The following is a 23,362-nucleotide window of genomic DNA, read 5'->3' on the forward strand; positions in this document are numbered from 1 at the left end:
GACCTTAGGCGAAGGTCGCCGCATACTGCTCGCGCAGCAGGTTCTTCTGCACCTTGCCCATGGCGTTGCGCGGCAGTTCATCGACGAAGAACACCCGCTTGGGGGTCTTGAAGGCGGCTAGTCTTTCGCGAAGGGCGGCGATCATTCCCGCCTCCTCGCCCCGGCCGATGACCACCGCCACCACGGCTTCGCCGAAGTCGGCGTGCGGTACGCCAACCACCGCGCTTTCGACCACGCCGTCCATTTCGTCGAGGATCAGCTCGACCTCCTTGGGATACACGTTGAAGCCACCCGAGATGATCAGGTCCTTGGCCCGGCCGGAGATCCAGACCCGGCCGTCCGGATCCTGCCGCCCCACGTCGCCGGTGATGAAGAAGCCGTCCTCGGTGAACTCCTCCGCGGTCTTCTCCGGCATCTGCCAGTAGCCCTTGAAGACACTCGGCCCGCGGATCTCGATCACCCCGGTCTCGCCGCCGGCGATGCGCAGTTCGACGCCCGGCAACGGATAGCCGACGCTGCCGGCGATCCGCTCGCCGTCCAGCGGGTTGGAAGTAATGATCACCGCCTCGCTCATCCCGTAGCGTTCCAGGATGCGTTGGCCGGTCCGCGCCTCGAATTCGGCGAAGGTGGATTCCAGCAGCGGCGCGGAGCCGGAGATGAAGAGCCGCATGTGCGCCGCCGCTCCCCGCGTGAAGCCCGGATTGGCCAGCAGCCGCGTATAGAAGGTCGGCACCCCCATCATCACCGTGCAGTCCGGCATCGCCTTCAGCACGGCCGCGTCCTCGTACTTGGCGAGCCACGCCATCGGCGCGCCCGACAGCAGGGCGCAGTGGGTCGCCACGAACAGGCCGTGGACATGGAAGATCGGCAGGGCATGCAGCAGCACGTCGCACTCGGAAAAGCCCCAGGCCTGATGCAACGCCAGGGCGTTGGCCGCCAGGGCGCCGTGGCTCAGCATCGCGCCCTTGGAACGCCCCGTCGTGCCGGAGGTGTAGATGATCGAGGCGAGGTCATCGTCCTCACGCGCCACGCTCGCGGCCAACGGCGGGCGGCTGCGCGCGTCGCCCACCAGTTCCACCGCATCCTCGACGAACAGCACCGGCTGCGCATCCTCGATGAAGTAGTCGACCTCGGCCTCGGTATAGGCGGTGTTCAGCGGCACGAAGACCGCCCCCGCCTTGAGGGTCGCCAGATAGACCACCAGCGCCTCGAGGCTCTTCTCCGACTGCAGCATCACCCGGTCGCCGGGTTCGACCTCGTATTCGATCAGCAGGGCGGCGGTCCGCGCTACATCGTCTTCCAGCGCGCCGTAGGACACGGCTTCCCCGTCCGGCAGCAGCAGGGCCGGCGCGCCACGGTCGGCCGGAAAGCGCGAGGCGAGCAGGTCGTAGAGGTTCATGATGACCTTTCAGAGCGGCAAGGCGGTGGTGAACTTGATCTGCTCCATCGCGAAAGCGGAGCTGACGTCGTTAATCGGCGCGGTGGCGATCAGACGCTTGTAGAACCGGTCGTAGGCCGCGATATCCGAAACCACCACCTTCAGCAGGTAGTCCGTTTCGCCTGCCAGGCGATAGACCTCCGTCACCTCGGGCAGCGAAGCGACGCCTTTGGCGAAGGTCGATAGCCATTGCTCGTCGTGCCGGCTGGTCTTCACCGAGACGAAGACGACGAGGCCGAGGTCCAGCTTCTCCCGAGACAGCAGCGCCACGCGCCGCTCGATCACCCCCTCGTCGCCCAGCCGCTTCACCCGCTTCCAGCAAGGCGTCTGCGACAGCCCGACCCGCTCGGCCAGCTCGGCTATGGGGACAGTGGAGTCGGCCTGCAGCTCGCGCAAGATTCGCCGATCGATCGCGTCCAGAGAAGCATGATCTGACATTTTCGCCTTTGGTAGAATTTGGTTCTACGTGATGGCAGATCCACACCTAGATCGACAATCCATTTCTCCGCGGCTGGCGCCATGCTTCGCGGTCATGGAGGCCAAGATGCTGCAAGCGTTCAATCAACACCCGAGTTCGGTCGGCGAGACCTATGGCCAGCATCTGGCCCAGGCGTCCAGCTTCGGCGCGACGCTCATTGCCGCGGGCGCCGCCTGCCTCGTCCACGCGATCTTCCCCTTCCTGTTCGAAAGGACCGCCAGCCTCTGCGTACAGCGTCTCCACATCCAGATGAGCGCGCGTAGCCGCGCCGCGAAAACCTAGGCGATCGCCGCCTCAAGCGCCGCGTGCGCCTCGCGCGCCGCCGTCCACAGCTCCGGCTTCACCAGGTCGACCGCCGCGATCTTCTCCGGCCAATGCGCCTCGACCACCCGCGCCAGGGTTTCCCAGCGCGCGGCATCCAGCAGGAACCGGGGGTCGATCGCCGCCCGCGCCGGCCCGTCCACCGGAACCCGCAGCCTCAGGCAAGCCGGGCCGCCGCCATTGCGCATGCTCTCGCGCACGTCCACAACCACCGCCTGGGTGATCGCGTTGTCGGCCGCCAGCACCGCTTCGACCGCCTTCCAGGCCGCCGCGTTCTCCCGCGCGTCGGACGGCAGGATCAGCGCCATGCCGCCGTCAGGCAGGCTCACCAGTTGCGAGTTGAAGAGATAGGACGTCACCGCGTCCTCCAGGCTCACCCCGAAAGTTTCCACCACCTGCAGGTTCGGCAACCGTGCGTGCAGTTCGCCATAGAGCCTGGCCGGATCGGCGAAGGCCTCCGGATGGGCGAAGATCACAGGGCCGTTGGCCACCGCCACCACATCGTTGTGGAAGGCCCCGGCCTGCACCGCCCCGGCGTTCTGCAAAGCAAACAGCGTCCGCTCGGGCGCCAGCCCCGCCAGGCGCGCCACCACCTCGCTCGCGCGACGGCTCTGCCGCTCGGGATAGGCCCCGCCCCGCGACTCGCCATGGGCGAAGACGTTGATCCCGGGCGCGCCGTGACTGGCGGCCAACCGCATGTGATTGGCCGCGCCCTCGTCGCCGAAGTGGCGGCCGTGAGGCAGCGGCCCATGCACGGCGAAGCGATCCTCGTTCGGGAACACCCGTTTCAGCAGGGCCCAGGTCTCGTCGGCCTCCAAGCTCCGGTGCAGCATGCCGCTGAGATTGGCGGTCACCAGATGCACCCGGCCGTCGGCGGTGTCGGGCGCCGCCAGCACCGTCGCCGCATTGGCCCGCCACATGCTCGAGGCCGAGCAGGCCGCGCGGAACAGGGCCAGATCGCTCTCGGCCGCCGCCGCCAGCACCTCGTCTTCACCGCCGCGGAAACCGAACGCCCGCAGCGCCTGCGCCGCTGGGCGCCGGGGCGGCGGCAGGAACCCTTGCGGCAGGCCCAGTTCCATCAGCCGCCGCATCTTCTCCAGCCCCTGCAGCGCCGCAGCGCGCGGATAGGAGACCTCGCCGAAATTGGACTGTGAGGCGACATTGCCGACCGACAGGCCCGCATAGTTGTGGGTCGGCCCCGGCAGGCCGTCGAAATTGATCTCGACGGCGCTCAAGCCGCCAGCCCCGTGGCGATCCGGAACTGCGCCTTGTCGGCCTCCAGGCTCGCCACCGGATAGGCGCAGTAGTCGGCCGCATAATAGGCGCTGGGCCGATGGTTGCCCGAGAGACCCGGCCCGCCGAAGGGCGCGGTCGCCGCAGCTCCGGTCGTCGGCCGGTTCCAGTTGACGATCCCCGCTCGCGCCTCGTTCCAGAACCGTCGATAGAGCGCCTCGTCGTCCGACAGCAGGCCCGCCGTCAGGCCGAACCGGGTGGCGTTGGCCGCGGCCATCGCGCTCGCCCAGTCGGGAACCCGGATCACTTGCAACAACGGCCCGAAGTTCTCCCGGTCAGGAACCGCCAGCCCCGTCACGTCGACGAGGCCCGGAGTCAGGAAGGGGCGGTTGGCGTGGATCTGCTTCAGTTCGCGGATCCGCACGCCCCCGAGTTGGGCCTGGGCGCTGAGCAGGCTCCTGGCGCTGGCCAGGTCGATCACCGGCCCCATGAAGGGCGCGGGCTCGTCGAAGGGCGCGCCGACCAGGATCTTGTCGATAACGCCGGTCAGGGCCTCGATGATCCGGCCGCCCACCGCGCCGTCCGGCAGGATCAGTCGCCGCGCGCACGAACACCTCTGCCCGGCCGAGACATAGGCCGACTGCACGATCACGTGCGCCGCGCTCTCGGCGTCGGCCACGTCCCACACGACCAGCGGATTGTTGCCGCCCAGCTCCAGCGCCACGATCTTCTGCGGCTGGTCGGCCAGCGCTACGTGGATCGCCCGTCCGGCATTGACCCCGCCGGTGAACAACACCCCGTCGATGGCCTCGTGCGCCACCAGGGCTCGGGCGGTCTCCGGACCGCCGATCACGACCTGCAGCACGTCGTCCGGCACGCCGGCCTCGCGCCACAGCCCGGCCAGGTAGAGCCCGCTCGCCGGCGTCTTCTCGCTGGGCTTGAAGACGACCGCGTTGCCGGCCAGCAGGGCCGGCGCGATGTGCCCGTTGGGCAGGTGCATGGGGAAGTTGAACGGCCCGATCACCGCCAGCACCCCATGCGGCCGGTGCGCCAGCCGGGCGCGGGCTCCGGCCGCCTCACCTTCCCGCTCCCCGGCCCGCTCGGCCTGGGCGCGGATCGAGACCTCGACCTTGCCGGCCACGGTGTCTGCCTCGGTCAGGGTCTCCCAATAGGGCTTGCCGGTCTCCTGGCTCAGCAGGGTGGCGATCTCCTCGCGGCGGGCCTTGGCCAGTTCGGCGAACTTGCGGGCGATCGCGTGACGCGCCTCCAGCGGGCGCGCCGACCAGTCCGCGAAGCCGGCGCGGGCGCGAGCCAGCATGGCGTCCAGTTCCTCGGTCGTCGTCGCCGCGCCGCGCCACACCACCGCATCGGTCGAAGGGTCGGTGGAGATGATCTCAGAAATCGACATGGCGAATATGATCTCCCACCTTCACTCCGAGCGCCTGGGCCAGTTCCGGGCTCACGCGCACCTCGTCATCCTCGCGCCAGACGCGCCCGCGGGACGCTCGGAAGTCCTCCGCCCGGCCGATGCAGGCCAGCACTTCGGGACCATCCTCACAGGGTCCGATGGCCGCCACGCGCGAGACGCGGCTGTCGCGGACCGCCCGCAGGCTGTCGATGTCGGCCACCATGGTCGGCCCCGCATCGAAGATGTCGATGCAGCCCTCGAACTTGAAGCCTTCCTCGGTCAGCAGGGCGTGCGCCCGCGCGCCGTCAGGATGGAAACGCCCGACCGAGGCCGCCGCGTCCATCGGCAGCAGATTCAGGTAGATGGGATACTTCGGGCCGAGATCGGCGATGACCTGCTTGCCGGCCCCCACGCTGATCCGATCGGCCTCGCGAAACTCCAGGCCGTAAAACTTCTGGCCCACCGCTTCCCAGAACGGGGAGCGGCCGCTCTCGTCCTGGAAGCCGCGCAGTTCCGAGACCACGCGCTCGCCGAACCAGTCGCGATGCTCGGCCATGAAGAGGTAGCGGCTACGGGCCATCAGCCGCCCTCCGGCCATGCCGCGCATGCCCGAGCGCACGAAGAGCCCCCCGACCTCGGCCGAACCGTCATAGTCGTTCACCGGGGTCAGGATGGTGTTCTCGACCACCTTGCCCAGGGCCTGCGAGGTCTGGCGCAGCCGGCCGATGCGATAGGAGTAGAACGGCCAGTCGCCGCCCACGCTCGGGAATATGCAGCCCGTGCCCACCACCTCGCGCCCGTTCTCGCCATCGGCCTCCATGACCAGCAGGATCTGACTGCCGGCCTTGCGCTCGCCCGCCAGGGCCGCGGCGCTGGCGGCCAGCAGGCCCGCCAGGCGATCGCGACAAGGCGGCAGATTGGTCATGCCGAGCCCGGCGCTCAGCGCCAGGGCGTGCAGGGCTTCCAGGTCGCGAGGGGCGGCCGGGCGGATGACGACGCCGGAACTGATCATGGCATCCTCCGCAGAAATGATCGAAGCCTTAAGTGCTTATTGTGCTAGGGATTCGCCGAAATGGGCGGCGGAAGGCGCGGGCCTTCGCCGCAGGATTTGCGGTGGAGCGGAAGCTTGGACGGATATCCTTCTCTCGACCGGATCGACCTGAAGATCCTGGCGGTCCTGCAGGAGGACGGGCGCATCACCAACCAGGCCCTGGCCGAAAAGGTCGCCCTCTCGCCCAGCGCTTGCCTCGCGCGGGTCCGCCGCCTGGAGGCCGAGGGCCTGATCCTCGGCTACCACGCCCGCCTCGACATCGAGCGCATCCGCCCGACCGTTACGGTCTACGGGGAAGTGACGCTGAAAAGCCATCGCCCCGCCGACCTCCTGACGTTCGAGGCCGCTCTTGCGGAGATCCCCGAGGTGGTGGAGGCGGCCCAGGTCTCGGGCCCGTTCGACTACCTGATCAAGGTGGTCAGCCCCGACGTTCGTTTCTGGGGGGAACTTGCCGATCACCTCCTGCAGGAGGGCCTAGGCGTCGACAAGATCGCCTCTCACATCCTGATGAAGGACGCCAAGCCGTTCCGCGGGGCTCCGGTCACCGCCCGTCGGCATCCGGGTTTCGACGGATAGGCCGAGTTGCGCGGCGGGCGCACCATCGGCCGCCCTCGACCGCTGGAGCCTGCCCATGACCCGTCGTGCGCTTGCAATGATCGCCGCTCTCTGTATCGCCGCCCCCCTCGCCCCGCCCGTCGTCGCCGCCGAGCCGGCCGCCGCTTCTTGGGACGGCCTCACGCGCGTCCAGTCCAGGCGCATGGCTGAGGTAGACCTGCTGCCTGGCGCGGACTTCCGGGGCTACACGAAGGTCATGCTCGATCCGACGGAGGTCGCTTTCCGGCGGAACTGGCAGCGCGACCACAACGCCAGCGCCCTCTCGGGCCGGATCACCGACGCCGACGCCCAGCGCATCCTCGACGCCGCCCGCACCGGCTTCGAGGAGATCTTCCGCACCGCATACGAGCAGGCCGGCTACCAGGTCGTCACCGAGCCGGGTCCCGACGTCCTGCGGATGCGGACCGCCGTGGCCAATCTCCACGTTTCGGCGCCGGACGTGCGCACCGCCGGCCGCGCGCGCGTCTTCAGCCGCGACGCCGGGTCGGCCACCGTGGTCATCGAAGCTCGCGACTCTCTATCCGGCGCACTGCTCGGACGGGCGGTCGATACGCGGACCGCCGGCGACGCCCGTCCCTTCCTGCGCAACAGCGTCACCAACCGCGCCGACTTCCGGAGCCTCTTCCAGACCTGGGCCCGGACCAGCGTCGAAGGCCTGGCCGAATTGAAGGCCATGTCACCGATCCCCGAACCCGCCTCCTAGCGGCGCGCGACCTGGCCGGGCATTTGCGCCCCCAGGCGCCCGCCTGGGGCGAAGATGGTGAATAGAACTGGCGTAGCTTCAAGGAATGTGATCGAACGCCGTTATGTGAGTGGCTTTGTCCTGTTCGTGGGGAGCAAGAGCCGCCTTGGCCGATCCCCGTCATCCAGTAGGAACGAGAAGGGATCGCCCATGCCTATGATGGCCGTCGCCGTTCGCCAGCTCAATCGTCGCTTCGACATCGAAAACATCGACGAGTTCGCGAAACGCGCCCCCGACTTCGCGCCCGGAACCACGCTGCGCGCCGACCTCTTCGTCCAGAAGGGCTCTGACCTGGAGCGCCCGATGCAGGCCTATATCGATCGTCTGCCCGGCAGCTTCCTCGAGTCCTTGCGCAGCACGATCTACTACGCCCTGACCAACAAGAAGCAGGCGACCTTCGCCTGGGTCCCCAGCTACGACTTCGAACTCCAGATGTGGGAGCCGGCCTGCGGCGTCACCGTTCTGCTCAAAGGCCGCAATCCCGACGAGGCCTAGCCCAAAACGCTCAAGGCCCTGACAGCGCCCGGCCCGGCCAGCTAGCCGGGATTCAGGCCGGGCGCGGGCTCCGCTGGGGTCCCGCCCACGGCCGCCAACAGGCCGCCCATGAAGTGGTCCCGGTCGCCAGGGTCCAGATAGGTGGCCAGCCGCGGCGCGTCGGTGACGAAGCGGTTCAGCAACTCGGCCGGCAGCGCCTCATGCGCCTCTTCCAGCCGGCCCAGGCGCGCCAACGCCGCTCCCAGCAAGGCATAGCCGGCCGGGAAGTTGTGCAAGGTCGCTTCCCGTGCAGGCGCAACCGCCGCCGCATAGTCCTTCGCCTGGTATTGCGCCAAGGCCAGGGCGCCCAGCATCGCCCCCATCTGCGGATCGAATGGGCTGTGTCTCAGGCTGTGCAGGATCGGCTCGATCGCCTCGTCCGCACGCCCGGCATAGATCAGCACCTGCGCCAGCCGGAACTGCCCGTAGGCAGAGTTCGGGTTCAGGGCCACGGACTTCTGCGCCATGGCCAGCGCCTCTTCGTGCAGGCTGAGATAGAGCGCCGCTCCGGAGCAGGCGAAATAGGCGTCGGCGTCCCCCGGATCGAGTTCTATGGCCCGCTTGGCGGCCCGGTACGACTCTTCGAGATCCTGCTCCCCATGCGCCGACCAGCCATAGACCGTGGCCCCGCCATAGAGGATGCGCGATAGTCCAATGTAGCCCAGCGCCAGATCTGGATCGCGCGCGATCGCCTCACGAAACAGCGCGATCGCCGGCTCATAATGGTCGGCGGAGACCTTGTTCAAGTGCCACATGCCCCGCTGGAAACAGTCCAGCGCCGAGTAGTCGTTGGGCTTTTTCCGCGAAAGACGGACGTTCTCCCTGATCAGCATGGCCGGCTCGATCGCCCGAACCACTTCCTCGGTCAGCTCATCCTGCAGCGACAGAAGGTCGACCAGGTCGCGATCATATTTGTGCGCGCACACATGCGATCCGTCCGCGCAATCGACGAGCTGCGCCGTCAGCCGCACCCGCTGGCCGACCTTGCGCACGCTGCCCTCCAGCACATAGCGCACGCCCAGCTCCAGGCCGACGCGCCGTACGTCCACCGCCGCGCCCTTGTAGGTGAAGCTCGAGTTGCGGGCGATGACGAAGAACCAGCGCCATCGCGACAGAGCGGTGATGATGTCCTCGGTAATGGCGTCGGCGAAATATTCCTGCTCGCTGTCGCCGCTCAGATTGTCGAACGGCAGGACCGCGATGGACGGTTTGTCCGGCAGGGCCAGCCGCGCCGGCCCGTCCTCCTCCACGGTCGGCGCGCGGACGCCGACCAACTCGGCGATGCTGCCGACCACCTTAAGCCAGCCAGGGGCCTCCAGGTCGCCGTTCCAGCTCTTCAGGTCGGCGCACTGGATGCGGTTGAACGGCAGCGGCAGCGGCGCGCCGTCCAGGCTGAGCTGCACCAGGGTCCCGGCCTCCCGAGCGATCTCCGCCTCAGCCCGCACCCACTGCGACTTCACCGCGTCGGCCGACCACACTACGACCACGGCCTTGGCCGCTCGCAGACGTTCCTCGATGACCTCCGAATAGTCGCGATGCGGCGGCAGGTCCTCGTCGCGCCAGACCTCGTAGCCCAGCCCGCGCAACGCCTTGGCGACCTGCATCGCCTGCAGAGTCGTGGCGTGGCCGTAGGACACGAAGACCTCAGCCATGGCGCCGCACCACCCACAAGCCGGAGCCCGCCGCTCCCGCTTCAGGCTCCGACGCCTGCGCCTTTTTCGGAACTGGATACGCGATGTCGGACATGAGCACACATCCAAACGTCTCGCTATGTTGGGGGCCAGCTTAGTTAACCCCGCCCAGCATGGAAAGCTGAGAGCTTCGACAATTCAAAAGCTTCCGGCGCAGCCGACCGCAAGTGGAGTGGACTGCCCGACGCCTACCCAAGTAGCGCCCGCATCGCGGCGAGCCCCGCAAAGACCCCCACGAGCGTCAGAAGCAAGGTGAGGCCGACATAAAGCGCGGTCCCGGCGCTATCGCCGCGTTGCCACAAAAGAGCGGTGTCGATGGAGAACGCTGAGAACGTCGTGAAGCCCCCAAGCACGCCAGTGGTGAGGAACAGTCGCACATGTTGGCTCGCCTGCTCCCCTCGATAGGCGAACCAGCCGGTGAGAGCTCCCATGACGAAGCAGCCGATGGCGTTCACCAGCAAGGTGGAGAGCGGAAAGTTCAGCGTGACCGCCAGGGGGACGAGCCGATTGAAAAGATGCCGCGCCACGCCTCCTAGGCCGGCGCCGACGAAAACAATCCAACTCAGATACAGTTCGCGTCCCATGACAGGTCCCCCTCAGCGCGGGAGACGTCCTACCGCGCCGCGATTGCAGCGTCAGTAGGAGTCATCAGCCACGACGGCGGTTGTCGGGGGACCCCATCCCCATCCACGCCATCCTTAGGCTCGCAATTGGGCCGAGTGAAGAGCTGGATGGCCCGTGAGCCTGCCTCAGCTAGGCCATCGCCGCCTTGATCTCCGCAGCGGGGATCTCGCGGCTGGCCAGCTTGGCGAGGATAAGCGCCGAGAGCTGGGCCCGTTCGACGAAGCTTTCGGGCCAGGCGTATTCGTTCTCCGAATGGATGTCCCCGCCCCGAACCCCCAGGGTGTCGACATTGGGCAGGCCGGCGGCGAACAGGTTGTTGCCTTCGCAGACCCCGCCGGAGGACGCCCAGGTGATTTCCTGGCCGATCAGGCTTCCGGCTGTCTTCACCGCCCCGAACAGTTGCTGCTGTGCGGCGTTGAACGGCTTGGCGGGCCGCGTGAAGCCGCCGTGCAGTTCGGCCTCGATGCCGTCGGCCTTGGTCGCGACCACGGCGTTGCGGATGAAGTCCAGGGCCCATTCCCCCGCCTCCGCATCGGGCAGCCGGACGTTGAAGCGCACGACCGCCAGGTCCGGCACCATGTTCAGCGGCCCGCCGCCGTCGATCCGCGCGACGTTCAGGGTCACGCCTTCGCGCTGGCCGTTGGCGCTGGCCAGCCGGATGGCGAGGTCCGCCGCCGCGGCGATGGCGTTGCGGCCCGAGGCGAAGTCCCGTCCCGCGTGGGCCGCGCGCCCCCGCACCACGATATGAAAGTTGCCTGAGCCCTTGCGCTCCGCCGCGAACGCCCCGCCCGCCATGGCTGGCTCGTAGGTCAGGCCGACATGGCCCGCCTGCGCCAGCCGCGCCAGCACCGGCGCGGAGGCCAGCGAACCGATCTCCTCATCGGGCGAAAGCAGCACCCGGTAGCCGAGCTCCCCCTTGTCCGGATGATCCTCGAAGGCGCGCAGGGCCGCCAGCATGACGCTGATCCCGCCCTTCATGTCGGCGAGGCCCGGGCCGTTCAGCGCCCCGTCCGGCCGCGGCCTGACCTGCGTGAAGCTGGTCCCGGCCGGATAGACCGTGTCGTAGTGGCCGGTCAGCACGACCTGCACCGGCGCCTGCGGCCGCACCGTCAGCATCAGGGCGGGCGGATGCTGCTGGGCCTTCAGGGCCCCGTCCGCGCCGACCTCGTGGCTGTCGGCCAGGGGCACGTTCTCGACCTCGCCCGGCAGCTCGGCCATCGCGCTCTCCAGGACGGCGCGCTGGGCCTCAAGTCCCGGCAGGTTTCGGCTGCCTGACGATAGGCCACACCATTCCACGGCGCGGCCCAGAATTTCGGATTCCTCCCTCGCCAACCGGTCGAGGATGGATGAATCTTGCGCGGTCAGCTTCATGGGAGGCAGCCTCGCCCCGAAATGAGGGCGCATGCAAGCGCCGACTGGAAGGGTATATGGAAGGTCTATGAGCATAACCTTCCGATCGCGCCTCGCTCCCCACGCAGAAGCCCGCTGGTTGGAAGCTCTCCGCAACGCCCTGCCGAACGACGAAGTCACCGCCGACCCGACCGTCCCGGCGGAGATTGCGGTCGTCGCCAATCCGGCTCCAGGCGTGCTTGCCGCCCTGCCCGGCCTGCGGTTCGTGCAGTCGGCCTGGGCCGGCGTCGACGGCCTCCTGACCGACCCGACCTTCCCCAAGCACCTGCCCCTCGCCCGGCTGGTCGATCCGGCGCTCGGCGAGCAGATGGCCCAGGCTGTGGCGGCCCACGTCATGGCCCTGCATCGGCAGGCCCCAGCCTATCGCGCCCAGCAGGCGCAAGGGATCTGGCGGCAGTTGCCCCAGCCGCTCGCTCAGGACCGGCCAGTCGGCTTCCTGGGCTATGGCGAGCTCGCCAAGGCCTGCGCCAAGCTCTTGACCGACATCGGCTTTCCGGTCGCCTTCTGGAGCCGAAGCGAGGGCGACCTCGAGGCCGTGCTGGCCAGCGACATCGTGGTCAACCTGCTCCCGCTCACGCCGCAGACCCGCGGCTTCCTCTCCGCCTCGCTCTTTGCCCGGATGAAGCCCGGCGCGGCGCTGGTCAATGTCGCCCGAGGCGCCCACCTGGTCGAGGCCGACCTCCTCGCAGCCCTGGCCAGCGGCCAGCTCTCTCATGCCGTCCTTGACGTCTTCAAGACCGAGCCCCTGCCCGCCGCGCACCCTTTCTGGCGTCATCCGCAGGTGACGGTGCTGCCCCACGTGGCCGCGATCACCGACCCGGTCAGCGCCAGCCGCCAGATTGCCGCCAACATCGCCCGTTTCCGCGCCGGCGAGCCATTGGCGGGCCTCGTCTCCTCGGACGCCGGCTACTAGAGACTGAGGTTCAGCAGCGCCGGATCGCCGCCCTGGGCGGTGATGTTGACGCTGACCGCCCGTTCGATCGCATAGCGCGACAACGAGTTGGGCCCGCCGGCCTTCGGTCCGGTGCCGGAAAGGCCCTCCCCGCCGAAGGGTTGGACGCCGACCACCGCCCCGATGATCGAGCGGTTCACATAGACGTTGCCGGCCGGGACCAACTCTCGGACCTGCCGCGCGAAAGCGTCGATCCGCGAATGCACCCCGAGCGTCAGGCCATAGCCTTGTCCCGCCAGTTCGCCGGCCACCTCGTCCAGCCGCGCCGGATCGTAGCGCACCACGTGAAGGATCGGCCCGAACACCTCCCGTTCGAGGAAGCGCGCCGAAGGGATTTCCGCCAGCACCGGTCCGAAGAAGGTTCCCTGGGCCGGCGCATCCAGCCTGTGCAGCACCCTCGCCTCGACCTCCAGACGCGCCACATGGGCTCGCAATGCCTCGCGCGCCTCCTCGTCGATCACCGGTCCCACATCGGTCGCAGGGTCAGCCGGATCGCCGATCACCAGGGCGTCCATCGCACCCTTGATGGTCTCGATCACCCCGTCGGCGGTATCCCTCGGCAGGAAGAGGATCCGCAGGGCCGAGCAGCGCTGGCCGGCCGACCCGAAGGCCGAGAGGATCACGTCATCGACCACCTGCTCCTTCAGCGCCGTGGTGTCGACGAACATCCCATTCAGGCCGCCGGTCTCGGCGATGAAGGGAATGATCGGCCCGTCGCGCCCAGCCAGGGTCTGATTGATCGCCCGCGCGGTGTCGGTCCCGCCGGTGAAGGCGACACCGTCGCACTGCGGGTGCGCCGTCAGCGCCGCGCCCACCGTCTCGCCGCGGCCGGGCGCCAGGGCCAGCAGGCGTGGGTCCAGGCCGGCCTCGTGGAACAGCGCCACCGCCTGCGTGGCGATCAACGGGGTCTGCTCGGCGGGCTTGGCGACCACAGCATTGCCGGCGGCCAGCGCCGCGGCGATCTGGCCGGTGAAGATCGCCAGCGGGAAGTTCCAAGGACTGATGCAGACGAAGACCCCGCGGCCCCGCAGTTCGAGGGTGTTGGTCTCCCCCACCGGCCCCTTCAGGGTCTCGGCGCCGGCGAACTTCGTTTGGGCCAGATGGGCGTAGTAGCGGCAGAAGTCGGCGGCCTCGCGCACCTCGGCCACCCCGTCCGCCAGGGTCTTGCCGGCCTCCCGCGCGCAGATGGCGATCAGCCGCTCCATATCGCCCTCCAGGGCGTCAGCCATGGCCCGCAGCACCTCAGCCCGGCGGAAGCCGCCCGAGGCGTCCCAGGCGGGCTGGGCGGCCCGCGCAGCGGCGAACGCGGCGTCGATGTCCGCCGGCGAGGCCTCGACGACTTGGCCGATGGCGACGTCCGCCTCGGACGGGCTCAGCACCGCCGTCGCCTCGCCCCCGCCGCGGGCGACGCCTTCGACGAACGGTCCGGCCCTCAGCGGCGACAGGGCCCGGGCGGCGTGGTGCAGCCGCGCAGCCTCGTCCGGAACGGAGAGGTCCAGCCCTCGGGAGTTGCGCCGCTCCGCGCCATAGATGTCCGCTGGCCGCGGGATCTTGGGGTGCGGTCCGATCCCGGCGCGTTCGATAACGCTCACCGGGTCGGCGACCACGTCCTCGGCCGGCACCCGCTCGTCCAGCAAGGCATGGACGAAGGACGTATTGGCCCCGTTCTCGAGCAATCTCCGGACCAGATAGGGCAGCAGGTCCTCGTGCCCGCCGACCGGGGCGTAGGTACGCACGATGGCCTCACCGCGCAGGTCCCGCGCCGCCGCATAGAGCGCCTCGCCCATGCCATGCAGGCGCTGGAACTCGATCTTTACGCCGGCTCGCGTGGCCATCGCCCGCACCGCCGCCAGGGTGTGGGCGTTATGGGTGGCGAACTGGGCGTAGATGTGCGGACTGGCCGCGATCATCGCCCGCGCGCAGGCGAGATAGGACAGGTCCGTCGCCGCCTTGGTGGTGAAGACGGGATAATCCGGTCGTCCGCCCACCTGGGCGCGCTTGATCTCGCTGTCCCAATAGGCGCCCTTGACCAGGCGGACCATCAGCCGCCGGCCGCTGCGCCGCGCGATCTCCTCGACCCGCGCCACGGTGAGCGTCGCCCGCTTCTGATAGGCCTGGACCGCCAGGCCAAGCCCTGTCCAGGCGTTGAGGTCCCGCTCGCCGGCCAGGCGCTCGAGCAGCTTGAGCGAGATGACCAGGCGATCGGCTTCCTCGGCGTCGATGGTGAAGTTGATGTCGTGCCGGGCCGCGATCAGGGCCAGGCGCCTCAGCCGCGGATAGAGCTCGTCCCAAACCCGAGCCTCCTGGCTCGCCTCGTAACGCGGCGAAAGCGCCGAGAGCTTCACCGAGACCCCATGCCCGGCCTCCGGACCAAGGCCCTTGGAGCGCCCGCCCACGGTCTCCAGGGCCGCGGCGTAGGCGGTCTCATAGCGCGCGGCGTCGGCCTCGGTGCGGGCGCCCTCGCCTAGCATGTCGAAGGAGCAGACCTGCCCCTCCTTCGCCGCCCGCTTCAGCGCGCCTTCGATGGTCCGGCCAAGCACGAACTGCTCGCCCATGATCCCGATCGCCTGGGTCACCGCCCGGCGCACCACCGGTTCGCCGATCCGCTCGACCAGCCGCGCCATGAAGCTGGGCGGGTCGCGGCGCGCCTCCTCGTCGACCTCGACCATCTTTCCGGTCAGCATCAGCCCCCAGGTGGAGGCGTTGACGAACAGGCTGTCGGACTGCCCAAGGTGGCTCACCCAGTCGGCGCCGCCGATCTTCTCGGCGATCAGCCGGTCGCGGGTCTCCGCGTCCGGAGTGCGCAGCAGCGCCTCGGCCAGGCACATCAGCGCCAGGCCCTCGCGCGTTCCCAGGCTGAACTCCTGGAGGAAGCTCTCGACCACGCCCTGCCGCCGGGCCGACCGGCGGGCGGCCTGCACCAGGGCGACGGCCTGCACCCGGACCTCCTCGCGCTCTGCGGCGGTCAGGACCCGCGCCCCCAGCAGCGCCGTCACCGCCTCCGTCTCGTCGCGATACTTGGCGGCGGCATCGTCGAGAGCGGTCCAGGAGGTCATGGCGTTTCGGCCTTCAGATGGGTTGGATATCCGGCGTATCTGATGCGATGTTGAATGTCCTACGGCTCTTGGAAACCAAGAGCGCACGACATACGGCAGGGGCAGATCGATGGCGGATCATGTTCAACTGGATGATACTGACCGCCGCCTGCTGCGGGTGCTTCAGCGCGACGGCCGGATCAGTAACCTCGATCTGGCCCAACAATGCCACCTCTCGCCGTCGGCCTGCTCCGACCGCCTGAGGCGGCTTCGCGAGCGGGGCGTCATCACCGGCTTCACGGCCCTGCTGGACCCGCAGGCGATCGGCCGCGCCCTGTTGATCTTCGTCGAGGTCCAGCTCGATCGCACGACAGGCGACACCTTCAGCGACTTCGCAGCGGCCGCCCAGCGCACGCCCGAGATCCTGGAGTGTCACATGGTGGCCGGGGGCTTCGACTACCTGATCAAGGCCCGGGTCAGCGACATGGAAGCCTACCGCCGCTTCCTGGGCGAGGTGCTGGTCGCCATGCCAGGCGTGCGCGAGACACGGACCTACGCGGTGCTGGAGGAAGTGAAATCGGTCACCGTCCTGCCGGTCTGACGAAAAAGCCCGGAGCTTTCGCCCCGGGCTTTTCTACGTCTGGCAATGGTACCGCCTCCCCGGTTCGAACGGGGGACCTCTAGAGCCACAATCTAGCGCTCTAACCAACTGAGCTAAGGCGGCGCATTGCGAGGCGGCTCTTCTAGTCGCACCGCGCGGCGCGATCAAGGGCCGAACCTGCGCTCAGCGCTTCGGCCGCAGGTTTTACACAGGCAAAAGAAAAGCCCCGGAGCAGAACTCCGGGGCTGATCTCATTTGGCTTCAGACGAAGCTTAGCCCTTCGGCAGCGTGAAGCGGATCGGGATCCGCACCGTGCCGCCTTCGACGGGCGCGCCGTCTTGGGTCTTGGGCCGCATCCGGAAGAGCTTGCTCATCCGCATGGCCGCAGAGCCGAAGTCCTGATCGGCCGGTTCCTCGGAGACGACCTCGCAGTTTTCGAGGGTCCCCTTGGCGGTGACCGAGCAGCTCAGCGTCGCACGTCCCTCGATATTCATCCGCATCGCGCGATCCGGATAGTAGCGAGCGACGTCCTCGCCCGAGGGACGACGAGCCCAGTCAGGGTTCGTGATCACCGACGGACGCGGCGGAGCCGGAGGAGCCGCCTTCGGCGGTTCCGGCGCCTCGATCCGCTTCTCGACCGGCGGAACCGGCAGAGGGGGGATCTGCGGAATATCAGCCGGCACGTTCACCGGAGGCCGCGGCTGCAGCTTCGGCGGAGGCGGCGGCGGAGTGTTCGGCGGCGGCGGCGGGGGCGGCGGAGGCGGCGGCGGAGCGGGCTTGATGATAGCCACGTCCGTCACGTCGTCCGTGTATTCCCGATACTTCGGCTCGAACTTGGACTTGTACAGGTAGTAACCAAGGGCGGCGTGAACGAGGATGGAGCCAACAATGGCGACAGTGACGCCAGTGCTGCGCTTCTTCTTCGGTTCATCGAAGATGCTGCGCTCGTGATGTTCCTGGGTAGTGTCGGTGGTTTCAGCCATTCGTCACCCCCTTTCTAGGACTTATCTTCGCCGACGAGGGCCACGCTGTAGAAACCGTTGTCTTGAAGCATGTTCATCACGCCCATGAAGTCCCCGTAGAGGACGTCCTTGTCGGCGCGGATGAAGATGCGTTCCTTCTCCGGACTACGAGCCCCAATCGTGCTGCGCAGGGTATCTCCGATGTCCGCCAGCTCCACGCGGCTGTCACCGATGTAGATCGAGCCAGCCGGTTGGATACTGATGTAGACGGGTTTCGGAGGGTTCGTCGAAGGTTTGGCGACGGCGTTCGGAAGAGCAACTTGCACGGTCACGGCGGCCATGGGCGCCGCAACCATGAAGATGATCAGGAGCACCAACATAACGTCCACGAAGGGCGTCACGTTGATTTCGCTGTTCGCCTCGACCGCGTACCTGCCACCCCCAGAACCTGAGAGTTTGGCTCCCATCTGGGTTACGCCCCTTTGTCGAGCTGCCGGGAAATGGCGTTCATCAGTTCAGCAACGAAGCCTTCCGTACGCGCGCCGAAAGCGGAGATGCGGGTCTGGAAGTAGTTGTAGAAGATAACGCTCGGGATAGCGGCGAACAGACCAATACCGGTGGCGAGCAGCGCTTCGGCGATACCGGGGGCGACGACGGCCAGGTTGGTGGTGTTGGTGTTCGCGATGCCGATGAAGGAGTTCATGATCCCGTAGACGGTGCCGAACAGACCGATGAACGGACCGGACGAACCGACGGAGGCCAGGAACTGCATGCCGCCCGACAGACGCTTGCCGAGGCTGGCTTGGACCGCGCCGACGGCGGCTTCAGCCCGGTGCAGCGTGGTTTCGCGGTGGGTGCCGTTCACGGCCAGACCGGCTTGACGCGACAGTTCGATCTCTTGGGTCGCGGCGGCGGCCATGTCGGCCAGCGGGGTCCCGCTGAACTCGTCGGACGTGGCGATACGGCCCATTTCGCTAACCGACTTGGCGCCGCGGAAGGCTTCGACGAAACGGTCCGAAGCGCGGTTCAGCGAGCCGAACTCGAGGAGCTTGGTGACCAGCAGGGTCCAGGAGAGGACCGAGGCCAGCACCAGGCCGATCATGACGACCTTAACGACCGGTTCGGCGTCAAGGAACATCTGCATGACGGTCAGCTTGCCGGCATGTTCGATGGTCGCCGGGGCGACGTCTTCACCGGCCGGAGCGGCCGGGGCGGCGGCGTCCGCAGCCGGAGCGGCGGCGTCGGCGGCCGGAGCGGCAGGAGCCGCAGCGGCGTCAGCGGCGGCCGGAGCAGCCGGAGCGGCGGCGTCCTGAGCAAACGCCGGCGCGCTCACGCTCAGCGCAACGGCGCCGAGGAGAGCGATGAAAGGGGTCTTTCGTTTATTGTCGAGCATCTGTCGCCAGTTCCTGATTGGTCTAGCACGTTTTGGACCGAAGGGTCGTCGCGCGAGAGCGTCTCCTACCCTAACTAAACAAGCCCGTCGCCTCGCCCAGTCGCCTGGACAAGACGCGAGAGCCGCTTCGCTGCGCCCGACCCGTGGCGCCTATTCCACGACGTGAAACTGGGCGTTCGGATACGGGAGCGATCTCTCCTTCCCCTAAGGGAACTCGAAATCTTACCGCTATGTTAGACGTGCGGCATGGGTCCTTTGGCAACCCCTATTCCAAGCGTCAAGGGGGCATACTTTCCCCTGAGACATCGCGAAACGCCCCCGCAAGCGAACTATGTTGCGCCGCACAACGCCCACCCCAAGTAAAGCGGGTCAAATTTCTACTTTTGAGGGAAATTTTATGCTGCAGCGCAGCAAAACTGAACGAACGCTGGTCTTAAAATAACCGGCGTGGGCCTGACGCTTCGGCACAGTGACGCACGAAATTCATTCAACGCCTCGTCACACAAGCGACATGGGAGCACGAGGACACCGAGTCAATTGGCGCAAAGCGCCCATGCGACGTTCCGATGAAAAGCGTGTCGTCGGCGCCATGGCCCTAACCTGAGGGCGAAGATGCCCGGCAAAACGACAAAATGGCCACGCTGGGGGCTCAAATCGCCCCGATACGCCGATAATTCGGATCGCAGCGCGGAATCGAGCGGCCGCTAACAGTTCCGTGCGAAATGGCCGCAGCCTCTATAGGCGCGCCCGCGAGGCGCCTGGCGCTTAGGCGCCAGAACGCCGCCGGCCGTCAGCTTCCCGCGAACCGTCCACATCCAATTGTCTCGGAAAAATGGTGCCTGGGGGCGGATTCGAACCACCGACACGCGGATTTTCAATCCGCTGCTCTACCAACTGAGCTACCCAGGCGCTGTCCCGTCTGCGCGGGAGCCGCGTCTATAGGGGAGGCTTCGCGCCCTGTCCAGCGGGCGATTCAGTCTTCCTGATTTCCCTCGTCAGGATCGTCTTCCTCGGCGGCTGGGATCGCATAGCCGCCGGTGAGCCAGCGCTGCAGATCCACGTCGGCGCAGCGCTTGGAGCAGAATGGCCGGTACTTGGGATCGGCCGGTTTCCCGCATATCGGGCACGGCGCGCTCATAGGGCCTTCACCTCGAATCGTTCCCGCTGGAATCCGGGCGCGGGCTCGATGGCGAACCGGGCGCCGATCTTGTCCGCGAGTCGCTCGGCCAGCGGCGCGGCGGCAGTCGCGATCCCGGCGGCGCAGGAGGCCGACAGCCGCGCGCCCGGATAGGCGGCGCCCTCGTTCTCGATCGCGCGGATCAGGCGCAGGGCGACGGTCTGTTCCGAGAGCGCGCCAGTGCTGTCGCAGAGCACGTCCGAGAGCGGCGGGGTCCGGCGCGGGACGGTCAACTCCATCGTACCGAAACGTCCGACCGGGCCGATCGCAACGCCGGGATTGTCCGGCGCGAAGGCCGCGCGCGCGGCGGTGAGCAGCGCATTGCCGTCGTGACCACGGCCGACCAGGTCGAAGATCACGATGCCGCCCAGCCCCTTCAGGCGCAGCAGCCTGGCGCCGGTGGCCAGCGCCGCCAGATTGGCCTGGCGCGTCACGCGCTTGGCGTCATTGCCCTTCCGCTCGCCCAGATCGACGTCGATGGCGGTCAGGGCCCGCGTGGGCTCGATGGCGATGTCGCCGCCCCCCGGCAGGCGATGGACGATCTGGAGCGCGTCGGCCTCGGCCTCGTCGGCGGCCTGGCGCGCTTCCCTGCCCTCGACGATCTCTGCGCCGCGCGCGAATCCCTGCAGCCGCTCGCGCAAGGACGGCGCGGCCTCCAGAAGGCGCGGCGCGCCGTCCGCCGGGCCGACCGCGCGAACCGTGGCCAGCTTGTCCCGGCGAGGCTCGCTGCGAATCTCGACTTCCAGCGACTGGCCCTCGACCGGGCGCGCATCCGGCTTGAAGGACAGCAGCGCCTCCACCCCGCCCAGGTCGACGAAGGCCGAGGCGAAGGCCGGCTCCACCTTGCGGACACGCCCCACGTGGCGCGCGCCCAGCCGGGTCGCGGCGGCCTCGCCGTCGCGCTCGATCAGCAGCCGTTCGGGCAGGCCGTCCAGCATGACGACCCCGCGGCTTTCGCCGATGCCCTGGTCGAGGAATAGCGTCCGCTCGCTCATATGCGCACAAAGCCCAGGCCGCGCAGGAGGTTCACCGTTTCATAAAGCGGCAGGCCGACCACCGCCGGATAGGAGCCCTGCAGGGACACCACGAAGGCGCCGGCCTGGCCCTGGATGGCGTACCCGCCGGCCTTGCCCACGCCCTCCCCGCTGGCAAGGTATCCCTCGACCTCGGCATGACTGAGCCGCTTGAAGCGCAGGCGGCTCTCGACCAGCCGGCTGGACGCGCGGCCGTCGGGGCCGCAGGCGGCCACGCCGGTCAGCACCCGATGGGCGCGGCCGGAAAGCAGCTCCAGGCACCGGCGGCCTTCGGCTTCGGTCTCCACCTTGGGAAGGATGCGGGTCCCCACGGCGACCACCGTGTCGGCGGCGAGGACGAAGTCGTCCGGCCGCGCCCTGGCGACCTCCGCGGCCTTGGCGACCGCGAGGCGCAGCGCCGTCTGGCGCGGAGTCTCGCTCTTTAGGGGGGTCTCGTCGATCTCCCCGGCGACGATCTCGTCGGGCGCTAGCGCAATCTGGCGCAGGAGATCCAACCGCCTGGGACTTGCTGAAGCCAGCACCAGGCGCTGAGGCGGCGTCTTGGCCAAGCGGCTCTTATCGGACGCGGAAGGTGATGCGACCCTTGGTCAGGTCGTACGGCGTCATCTCGACCAGGACCTTGTCGCCCGCCGACACGCGGATGCGGTTCTTGCGCATCTTGCCGGCCGTGTGCGCGATGATTTCGTGGTCGTTCTCGAGCTTCACGCGGAAAGTCGCGTTGGGCAGGACTTCGCTGACCGTGCCCGGAAACTCCAATAGCTCTTCTTTTGCCATGCAGGCTCCCAGTTGGTGTTTCGAATCGTCAACGGCTCGCGCAGCGGCGCGAGCCGTGGTCCATCATTATAACGCACAGCGCTTTACGCGCTCAGCGCCTCAATAGCTAGCGGCGGAAACGTTCGGCGATTCTTTGAGCTAGCTGATCACGCACCTCGCGATAGGCCGCCAGGCGCGCCTCGCGCGAGCCTTCCGACAGGGTCGGATCGAAGGTCGGCCAATACTCGATCTCCGCGGCACGCCCGCGCGTCAGCTCGACCGCGCGGTGCTGCGCCTCGGGCGTCAGCGAGATCACCAGGTCGAAGGACGAGTCCTCGAGGTCCTCGAAGGTCTTGGGCTCGTGGGTTTCGAGATCCACCGCCACCTCGGCCATGACCGCCCGCACGAAGGGATCGGCGCCCTCCGCGTGCTCCCCGGTCTCGCGCTTGAGCCCGCAGCTATCGACATAGACGCGATCGCCGAGCGCACGCTTGAGAAGCGCCTCGGCCATGGGCGAGCGGACGCGATTGAAATTGCAGGCGAAGAGCACCGCGCCAGGCAGGCGCGGACGGGACGTATCGGCACGCACGGATCAGCCTCGCCAGTGCAGCGCGCAGATAAGGGTGAAGAGCCTGCGGGCGGTGTCGAGATCGGTCTCGACCTTGCCCTGCAGCCGGACCCGGAGGAGTTCCGAAGCCTCGTTGTGCAGGCCGCGCCGGCCCATGTCCAAGGCCTCGATCTGCTGGGGCGAGGAATTCCGGATCGCCTGGTAATAGCTTTCGCAGATGAGGAAGTAGTCCTTGATCAGGCCCCGGAAGGGCGACAGCGACAGGATGTGGCGCTTCTCGTAGTTCGGACCTCGGACGTCGAGGACCAGCCGGTTCTCCATCAGCCCCATGCGCAGGTCATAGGGCCCGCTCTGCGCCCCTTCGGGAACGAAATAGTTCTCCTCCAGCAGGTCGAAGATCGCGATCTGCCGTTCCTGCTCTTGGTCGCGCGAAACCGCGGCGAGGGAATCCTCGTCGATCTCAACGGACTGCAGGCGATGCTTGTTGCGGTCTTCGTCGGCCATGGGCGCTGCGGTAGAGGCTTGCCCGAGCTTTATTGCAAACCACCCCCTGACGTCATCCTGCCTCGTGAGGAAAAGCGCCCGGCGTGTCGCACCGGGCGCAATCGACGCATCAGTAGCGATAGGCGGCCTGCTGATAGCCCGCCGGCTGGACATAGGCGCCGTGGACATAGCCGACGCCGACCCCGCCCTGGCCGACCAGGATCCATTCGGTGCCGCGGACCCGGGCCAGGGCCTGGAAAGGCTCGCCGGGGCGCAGCGAACCGACCCTCGCCGAACCGGTGCTGGGCGCGGCCCGCAGGTTCAGGCTGGAAGTCGCCACGAAGGTCCCGCCGTCGCGCACCAGGTTGGCCGGGGACAGGTCGCCGTTCAGGCGGTAGCCGTTCTGAACATAGGTCGCCGGCCGGTAGCTCGGCTGGCCATAGGCGTATCCGGCGCGGCTCGCCTCGTCCCGCTGCATCTTGCAGCCGACCCAGGAGCCGGTGGCTGCGCCGGCCAGAGCGCCGATCGCCGTGCCCGTGCCACGGTCGTTCTTGGCCAGGTTGGAACCGGCCACCGCGCCCAGCAGGCCGCCGATGATCGCGCCGCCCGCCTGCTTGTTGCCTTGAGCGTCGCAGCTCACGACCGAGCCCAGGCCGCCGCCCGTCGGCGTCCGATACTGGGCGCTGGCGCTCCCGGCCGCGCCCGCGACCATGACGCCGGCCAGCGCAGCCACCGTCGCGCCGCGCATCATCTTCGAGGTCTTCAGAACGCGCATTGCAGTCTCCGTCATCCCTATTGCAAGGCCGCTCGGCCCCGATGACGGAGACACTAGGGAAGTCTTCCTGAACGGCCCTCGGCG

25 protein-coding genes, 2 tRNA genes and 1 riboswitch are annotated in these 23,362 nt (G+C 68.1%); of the genes, 6 read left to right on the forward strand and 21 right to left on the reverse strand.

The genetic code is table 11. The features are described from left to right. Positions 1-4: 4 nt before the first annotated feature. A complete protein-coding gene (locus tag ABID41_RS15295; RefSeq protein ID WP_354297959.1) occupies positions 5-1,399 on the reverse strand; it encodes an AMP-binding protein in 1,395 nt (464 codons plus the stop codon). Positions 1,400-1,408: 9 nt separating this feature from the next. After that, positions 1,409-1,876 (reverse strand): Lrp/AsnC family transcriptional regulator, encoded by a 468-nt coding sequence (locus ABID41_RS15300; RefSeq protein WP_354297960.1) that lies wholly within the window; start codon positions 1,874-1,876, stop codon positions 1,409-1,411. Positions 1,877-1,982: 106 nt separating this feature from the next. Between ABID41_RS15300 and ABID41_RS15305 the strand changes: the two genes are divergently transcribed. Further along, positions 1,983-2,198, forward strand: a complete 216-nt coding sequence (locus tag ABID41_RS15305) for a DUF6356 family protein (protein WP_331927612.1) — start codon at positions 1,983-1,985, stop codon at positions 2,196-2,198. Here ABID41_RS15305 and ABID41_RS15310 read toward each other — a convergent pair. Genes ABID41_RS15310 through ABID41_RS15320 form a run of 3 tightly spaced genes read right to left on the reverse strand, consistent with a single transcriptional unit; the run spans position 2,195 to position 5,890 of the window. Further along, on the reverse strand, positions 2,195-3,472 hold the full coding sequence (locus ABID41_RS15310; protein ID WP_354297961.1) for an N-succinylarginine dihydrolase: 1,278 nt from the start codon (positions 3,470-3,472) through the stop codon (positions 2,195-2,197). The genes ABID41_RS15305 and ABID41_RS15310 overlap by 4 nt on opposite strands. Next, entirely contained in the window at positions 3,469-4,878 is a 1,410-nt protein-coding gene (astD, locus tag ABID41_RS15315; RefSeq protein WP_354297962.1) for a succinylglutamate-semialdehyde dehydrogenase, read from the reverse strand. The genes ABID41_RS15310 and astD overlap by 4 nt, the downstream gene beginning before the upstream one ends. Beyond that, complete coding sequence (locus ABID41_RS15320) at positions 4,865-5,890, reverse strand: arginine N-succinyltransferase (protein ID WP_354297963.1); 1,026 nt, start codon at positions 5,888-5,890, stop codon at positions 4,865-4,867. The genes astD and ABID41_RS15320 overlap by 14 nt, the downstream gene beginning before the upstream one ends. Before the next feature lie 114 nt (positions 5,891-6,004). Between ABID41_RS15320 and ABID41_RS15325 the strand changes: the two genes are divergently transcribed. From ABID41_RS15325 to ABID41_RS15335, 3 genes are all read left to right on the forward strand, one after another. Further along, positions 6,005-6,505, forward strand: a complete 501-nt coding sequence (locus ABID41_RS15325) for an Lrp/AsnC family transcriptional regulator (RefSeq protein ID WP_354297964.1) — start codon at positions 6,005-6,007, stop codon at positions 6,503-6,505. Between the two features lie 55 nt (positions 6,506-6,560). After that, the gene (locus ABID41_RS15330) at positions 6,561-7,247 is read left to right on the forward strand and encodes a DUF3313 family protein (protein ID WP_354297965.1); all 687 of its coding nucleotides are present in this window, start codon (positions 6,561-6,563) and stop codon (positions 7,245-7,247) included. Positions 7,248-7,436: 189 nt separating this feature from the next. After that, positions 7,437-7,781, forward strand: a complete 345-nt coding sequence (locus tag ABID41_RS15335; RefSeq protein WP_331927624.1) for a hypothetical protein — start codon at positions 7,437-7,439, stop codon at positions 7,779-7,781. A gap of 41 nt (positions 7,782-7,822) precedes the next feature. Here the strand turns inward: ABID41_RS15335 and ABID41_RS15340 are convergent, their stop codons facing one another. From ABID41_RS15340 to ABID41_RS15350, 3 genes are all read right to left on the reverse strand, one after another. Beyond that, a complete protein-coding gene (locus ABID41_RS15340) occupies positions 7,823-9,472 on the reverse strand; it encodes a TIR domain-containing protein (RefSeq protein ID WP_354297966.1) in 1,650 nt (549 codons plus the stop codon). Between the two features lie 227 nt (positions 9,473-9,699). After that, positions 9,700-10,095: a fluoride efflux transporter CrcB gene (gene crcB, locus ABID41_RS15345; protein WP_354297967.1), complete on the reverse strand. Its 396-nt coding sequence runs from the start codon at positions 10,093-10,095 to the stop codon at positions 9,700-9,702. 48 nt (positions 10,096-10,143) lie between these two features. Further along, a riboswitch (Fluoride riboswitch) is annotated at positions 10,144-10,205 on the reverse strand. A 59-nt stretch (positions 10,206-10,264) separates the two neighbouring features. Next, entirely contained in the window at positions 10,265-11,506 is a 1,242-nt protein-coding gene (locus ABID41_RS15350; protein ID WP_354297968.1) for a hydrolase, read from the reverse strand. A gap of 118 nt (positions 11,507-11,624) precedes the next feature. Between ABID41_RS15350 and ABID41_RS15355 the strand changes: the two genes are divergently transcribed. After that, positions 11,625-12,458: a 2-hydroxyacid dehydrogenase gene (locus ABID41_RS15355; RefSeq protein ID WP_354297969.1), complete on the forward strand. Its 834-nt coding sequence runs from the start codon at positions 11,625-11,627 to the stop codon at positions 12,456-12,458. Here the strand turns inward: ABID41_RS15355 and putA are convergent. Beyond that, positions 12,455-15,553 (reverse strand): bifunctional proline dehydrogenase/L-glutamate gamma-semialdehyde dehydrogenase PutA, encoded by a 3,099-nt coding sequence (gene putA, locus ABID41_RS15360; RefSeq protein WP_354297970.1) that lies wholly within the window; start codon positions 15,551-15,553, stop codon positions 12,455-12,457. The genes ABID41_RS15355 and putA overlap by 4 nt on opposite strands. Before the next feature lie 109 nt (positions 15,554-15,662). On the opposite strand from putA, the gene ABID41_RS15365 reads away from it, so the two are divergent. After that, a complete protein-coding gene (locus ABID41_RS15365) occupies positions 15,663-16,133 on the forward strand; it encodes an Lrp/AsnC ligand binding domain-containing protein (RefSeq protein ID WP_331930443.1) in 471 nt (156 codons plus the stop codon). 46 nt (positions 16,134-16,179) lie between these two features. On the opposite strand, the gene ABID41_RS15370 is transcribed toward ABID41_RS15365, so the two are convergent. The 12 genes from ABID41_RS15370 to ABID41_RS15425 all read right to left on the reverse strand — a co-directional run bounded on the left by ABID41_RS15370 (position 16,180) and on the right by ABID41_RS15425 (position 23,278). Then, a tRNA-His gene (locus tag ABID41_RS15370) sits at positions 16,180-16,256 on the reverse strand. Positions 16,257-16,405: 149 nt separating this feature from the next. Further along, complete coding sequence (locus ABID41_RS15375) at positions 16,406-17,116, reverse strand: energy transducer TonB (RefSeq protein WP_331930441.1); 711 nt, start codon at positions 17,114-17,116, stop codon at positions 16,406-16,408. A 14-nt stretch (positions 17,117-17,130) separates the two neighbouring features. Continuing rightward, the gene (locus tag ABID41_RS15380) at positions 17,131-17,562 is read right to left on the reverse strand and encodes a biopolymer transporter ExbD (RefSeq protein ID WP_331930439.1); all 432 of its coding nucleotides are present in this window, start codon (positions 17,560-17,562) and stop codon (positions 17,131-17,133) included. 5 nt (positions 17,563-17,567) lie between these two features. Further along, a complete protein-coding gene (locus ABID41_RS15385; RefSeq protein ID WP_354297971.1) occupies positions 17,568-18,488 on the reverse strand; it encodes a MotA/TolQ/ExbB proton channel family protein in 921 nt (306 codons plus the stop codon). An 833-nt stretch (positions 18,489-19,321) separates the two neighbouring features. Then, positions 19,322-19,397, reverse strand: a tRNA-Phe gene (locus ABID41_RS15390). Between the two features lie 64 nt (positions 19,398-19,461). Continuing rightward, complete coding sequence (yacG, locus tag ABID41_RS15395; RefSeq protein ID WP_354297972.1) at positions 19,462-19,626, reverse strand: DNA gyrase inhibitor YacG; 165 nt, start codon at positions 19,624-19,626, stop codon at positions 19,462-19,464. Continuing rightward, positions 19,623-20,660, reverse strand: a complete 1,038-nt coding sequence (locus ABID41_RS15400; RefSeq protein ID WP_354297973.1) for a ribonuclease E/G — start codon at positions 20,658-20,660, stop codon at positions 19,623-19,625. Before ABID41_RS15400 ends, yacG begins: the two co-directional genes overlap by 4 nt. Next, positions 20,657-21,247: a Maf family protein gene (locus ABID41_RS15405; RefSeq protein WP_354297974.1), complete on the reverse strand. Its 591-nt coding sequence runs from the start codon at positions 21,245-21,247 to the stop codon at positions 20,657-20,659. Before ABID41_RS15405 ends, ABID41_RS15400 begins: the two co-directional genes overlap by 4 nt. Positions 21,248-21,254: 7 nt before the next feature. Continuing rightward, positions 21,255-21,473 carry a translation initiation factor IF-1 gene (gene infA / locus ABID41_RS15410; protein ID WP_111458197.1) on the reverse strand — a complete coding sequence of 73 codons (219 nt, stop codon included), beginning with the start codon at positions 21,471-21,473 and terminating at the stop codon, positions 21,255-21,257. Positions 21,474-21,579: 106 nt separating this feature from the next. Beyond that, positions 21,580-22,041, reverse strand: a complete 462-nt coding sequence (locus ABID41_RS15415) for an arsenate-mycothiol transferase ArsC (protein ID WP_331928584.1) — start codon at positions 22,039-22,041, stop codon at positions 21,580-21,582. Positions 22,042-22,044: 3 nt separating this feature from the next. Next, positions 22,045-22,524, reverse strand: a complete 480-nt coding sequence (locus ABID41_RS15420; RefSeq protein ID WP_331928586.1) for a UPF0262 family protein — start codon at positions 22,522-22,524, stop codon at positions 22,045-22,047. A gap of 109 nt (positions 22,525-22,633) precedes the next feature. Beyond that, the gene (locus ABID41_RS15425) at positions 22,634-23,278 is read right to left on the reverse strand and encodes an SH3 domain-containing protein (RefSeq protein WP_354297975.1); all 645 of its coding nucleotides are present in this window, start codon (positions 23,276-23,278) and stop codon (positions 22,634-22,636) included. Between the last annotated feature and the right edge of the window lie 84 nt (positions 23,279-23,362).

Origin of the sequence: Phenylobacterium koreense, from assembly GCF_040545335.1 — a bacterium.
GTDB classification, from domain to species: Bacteria; Pseudomonadota; Alphaproteobacteria; order Caulobacterales; family Caulobacteraceae; genus Phenylobacterium; species Phenylobacterium koreense.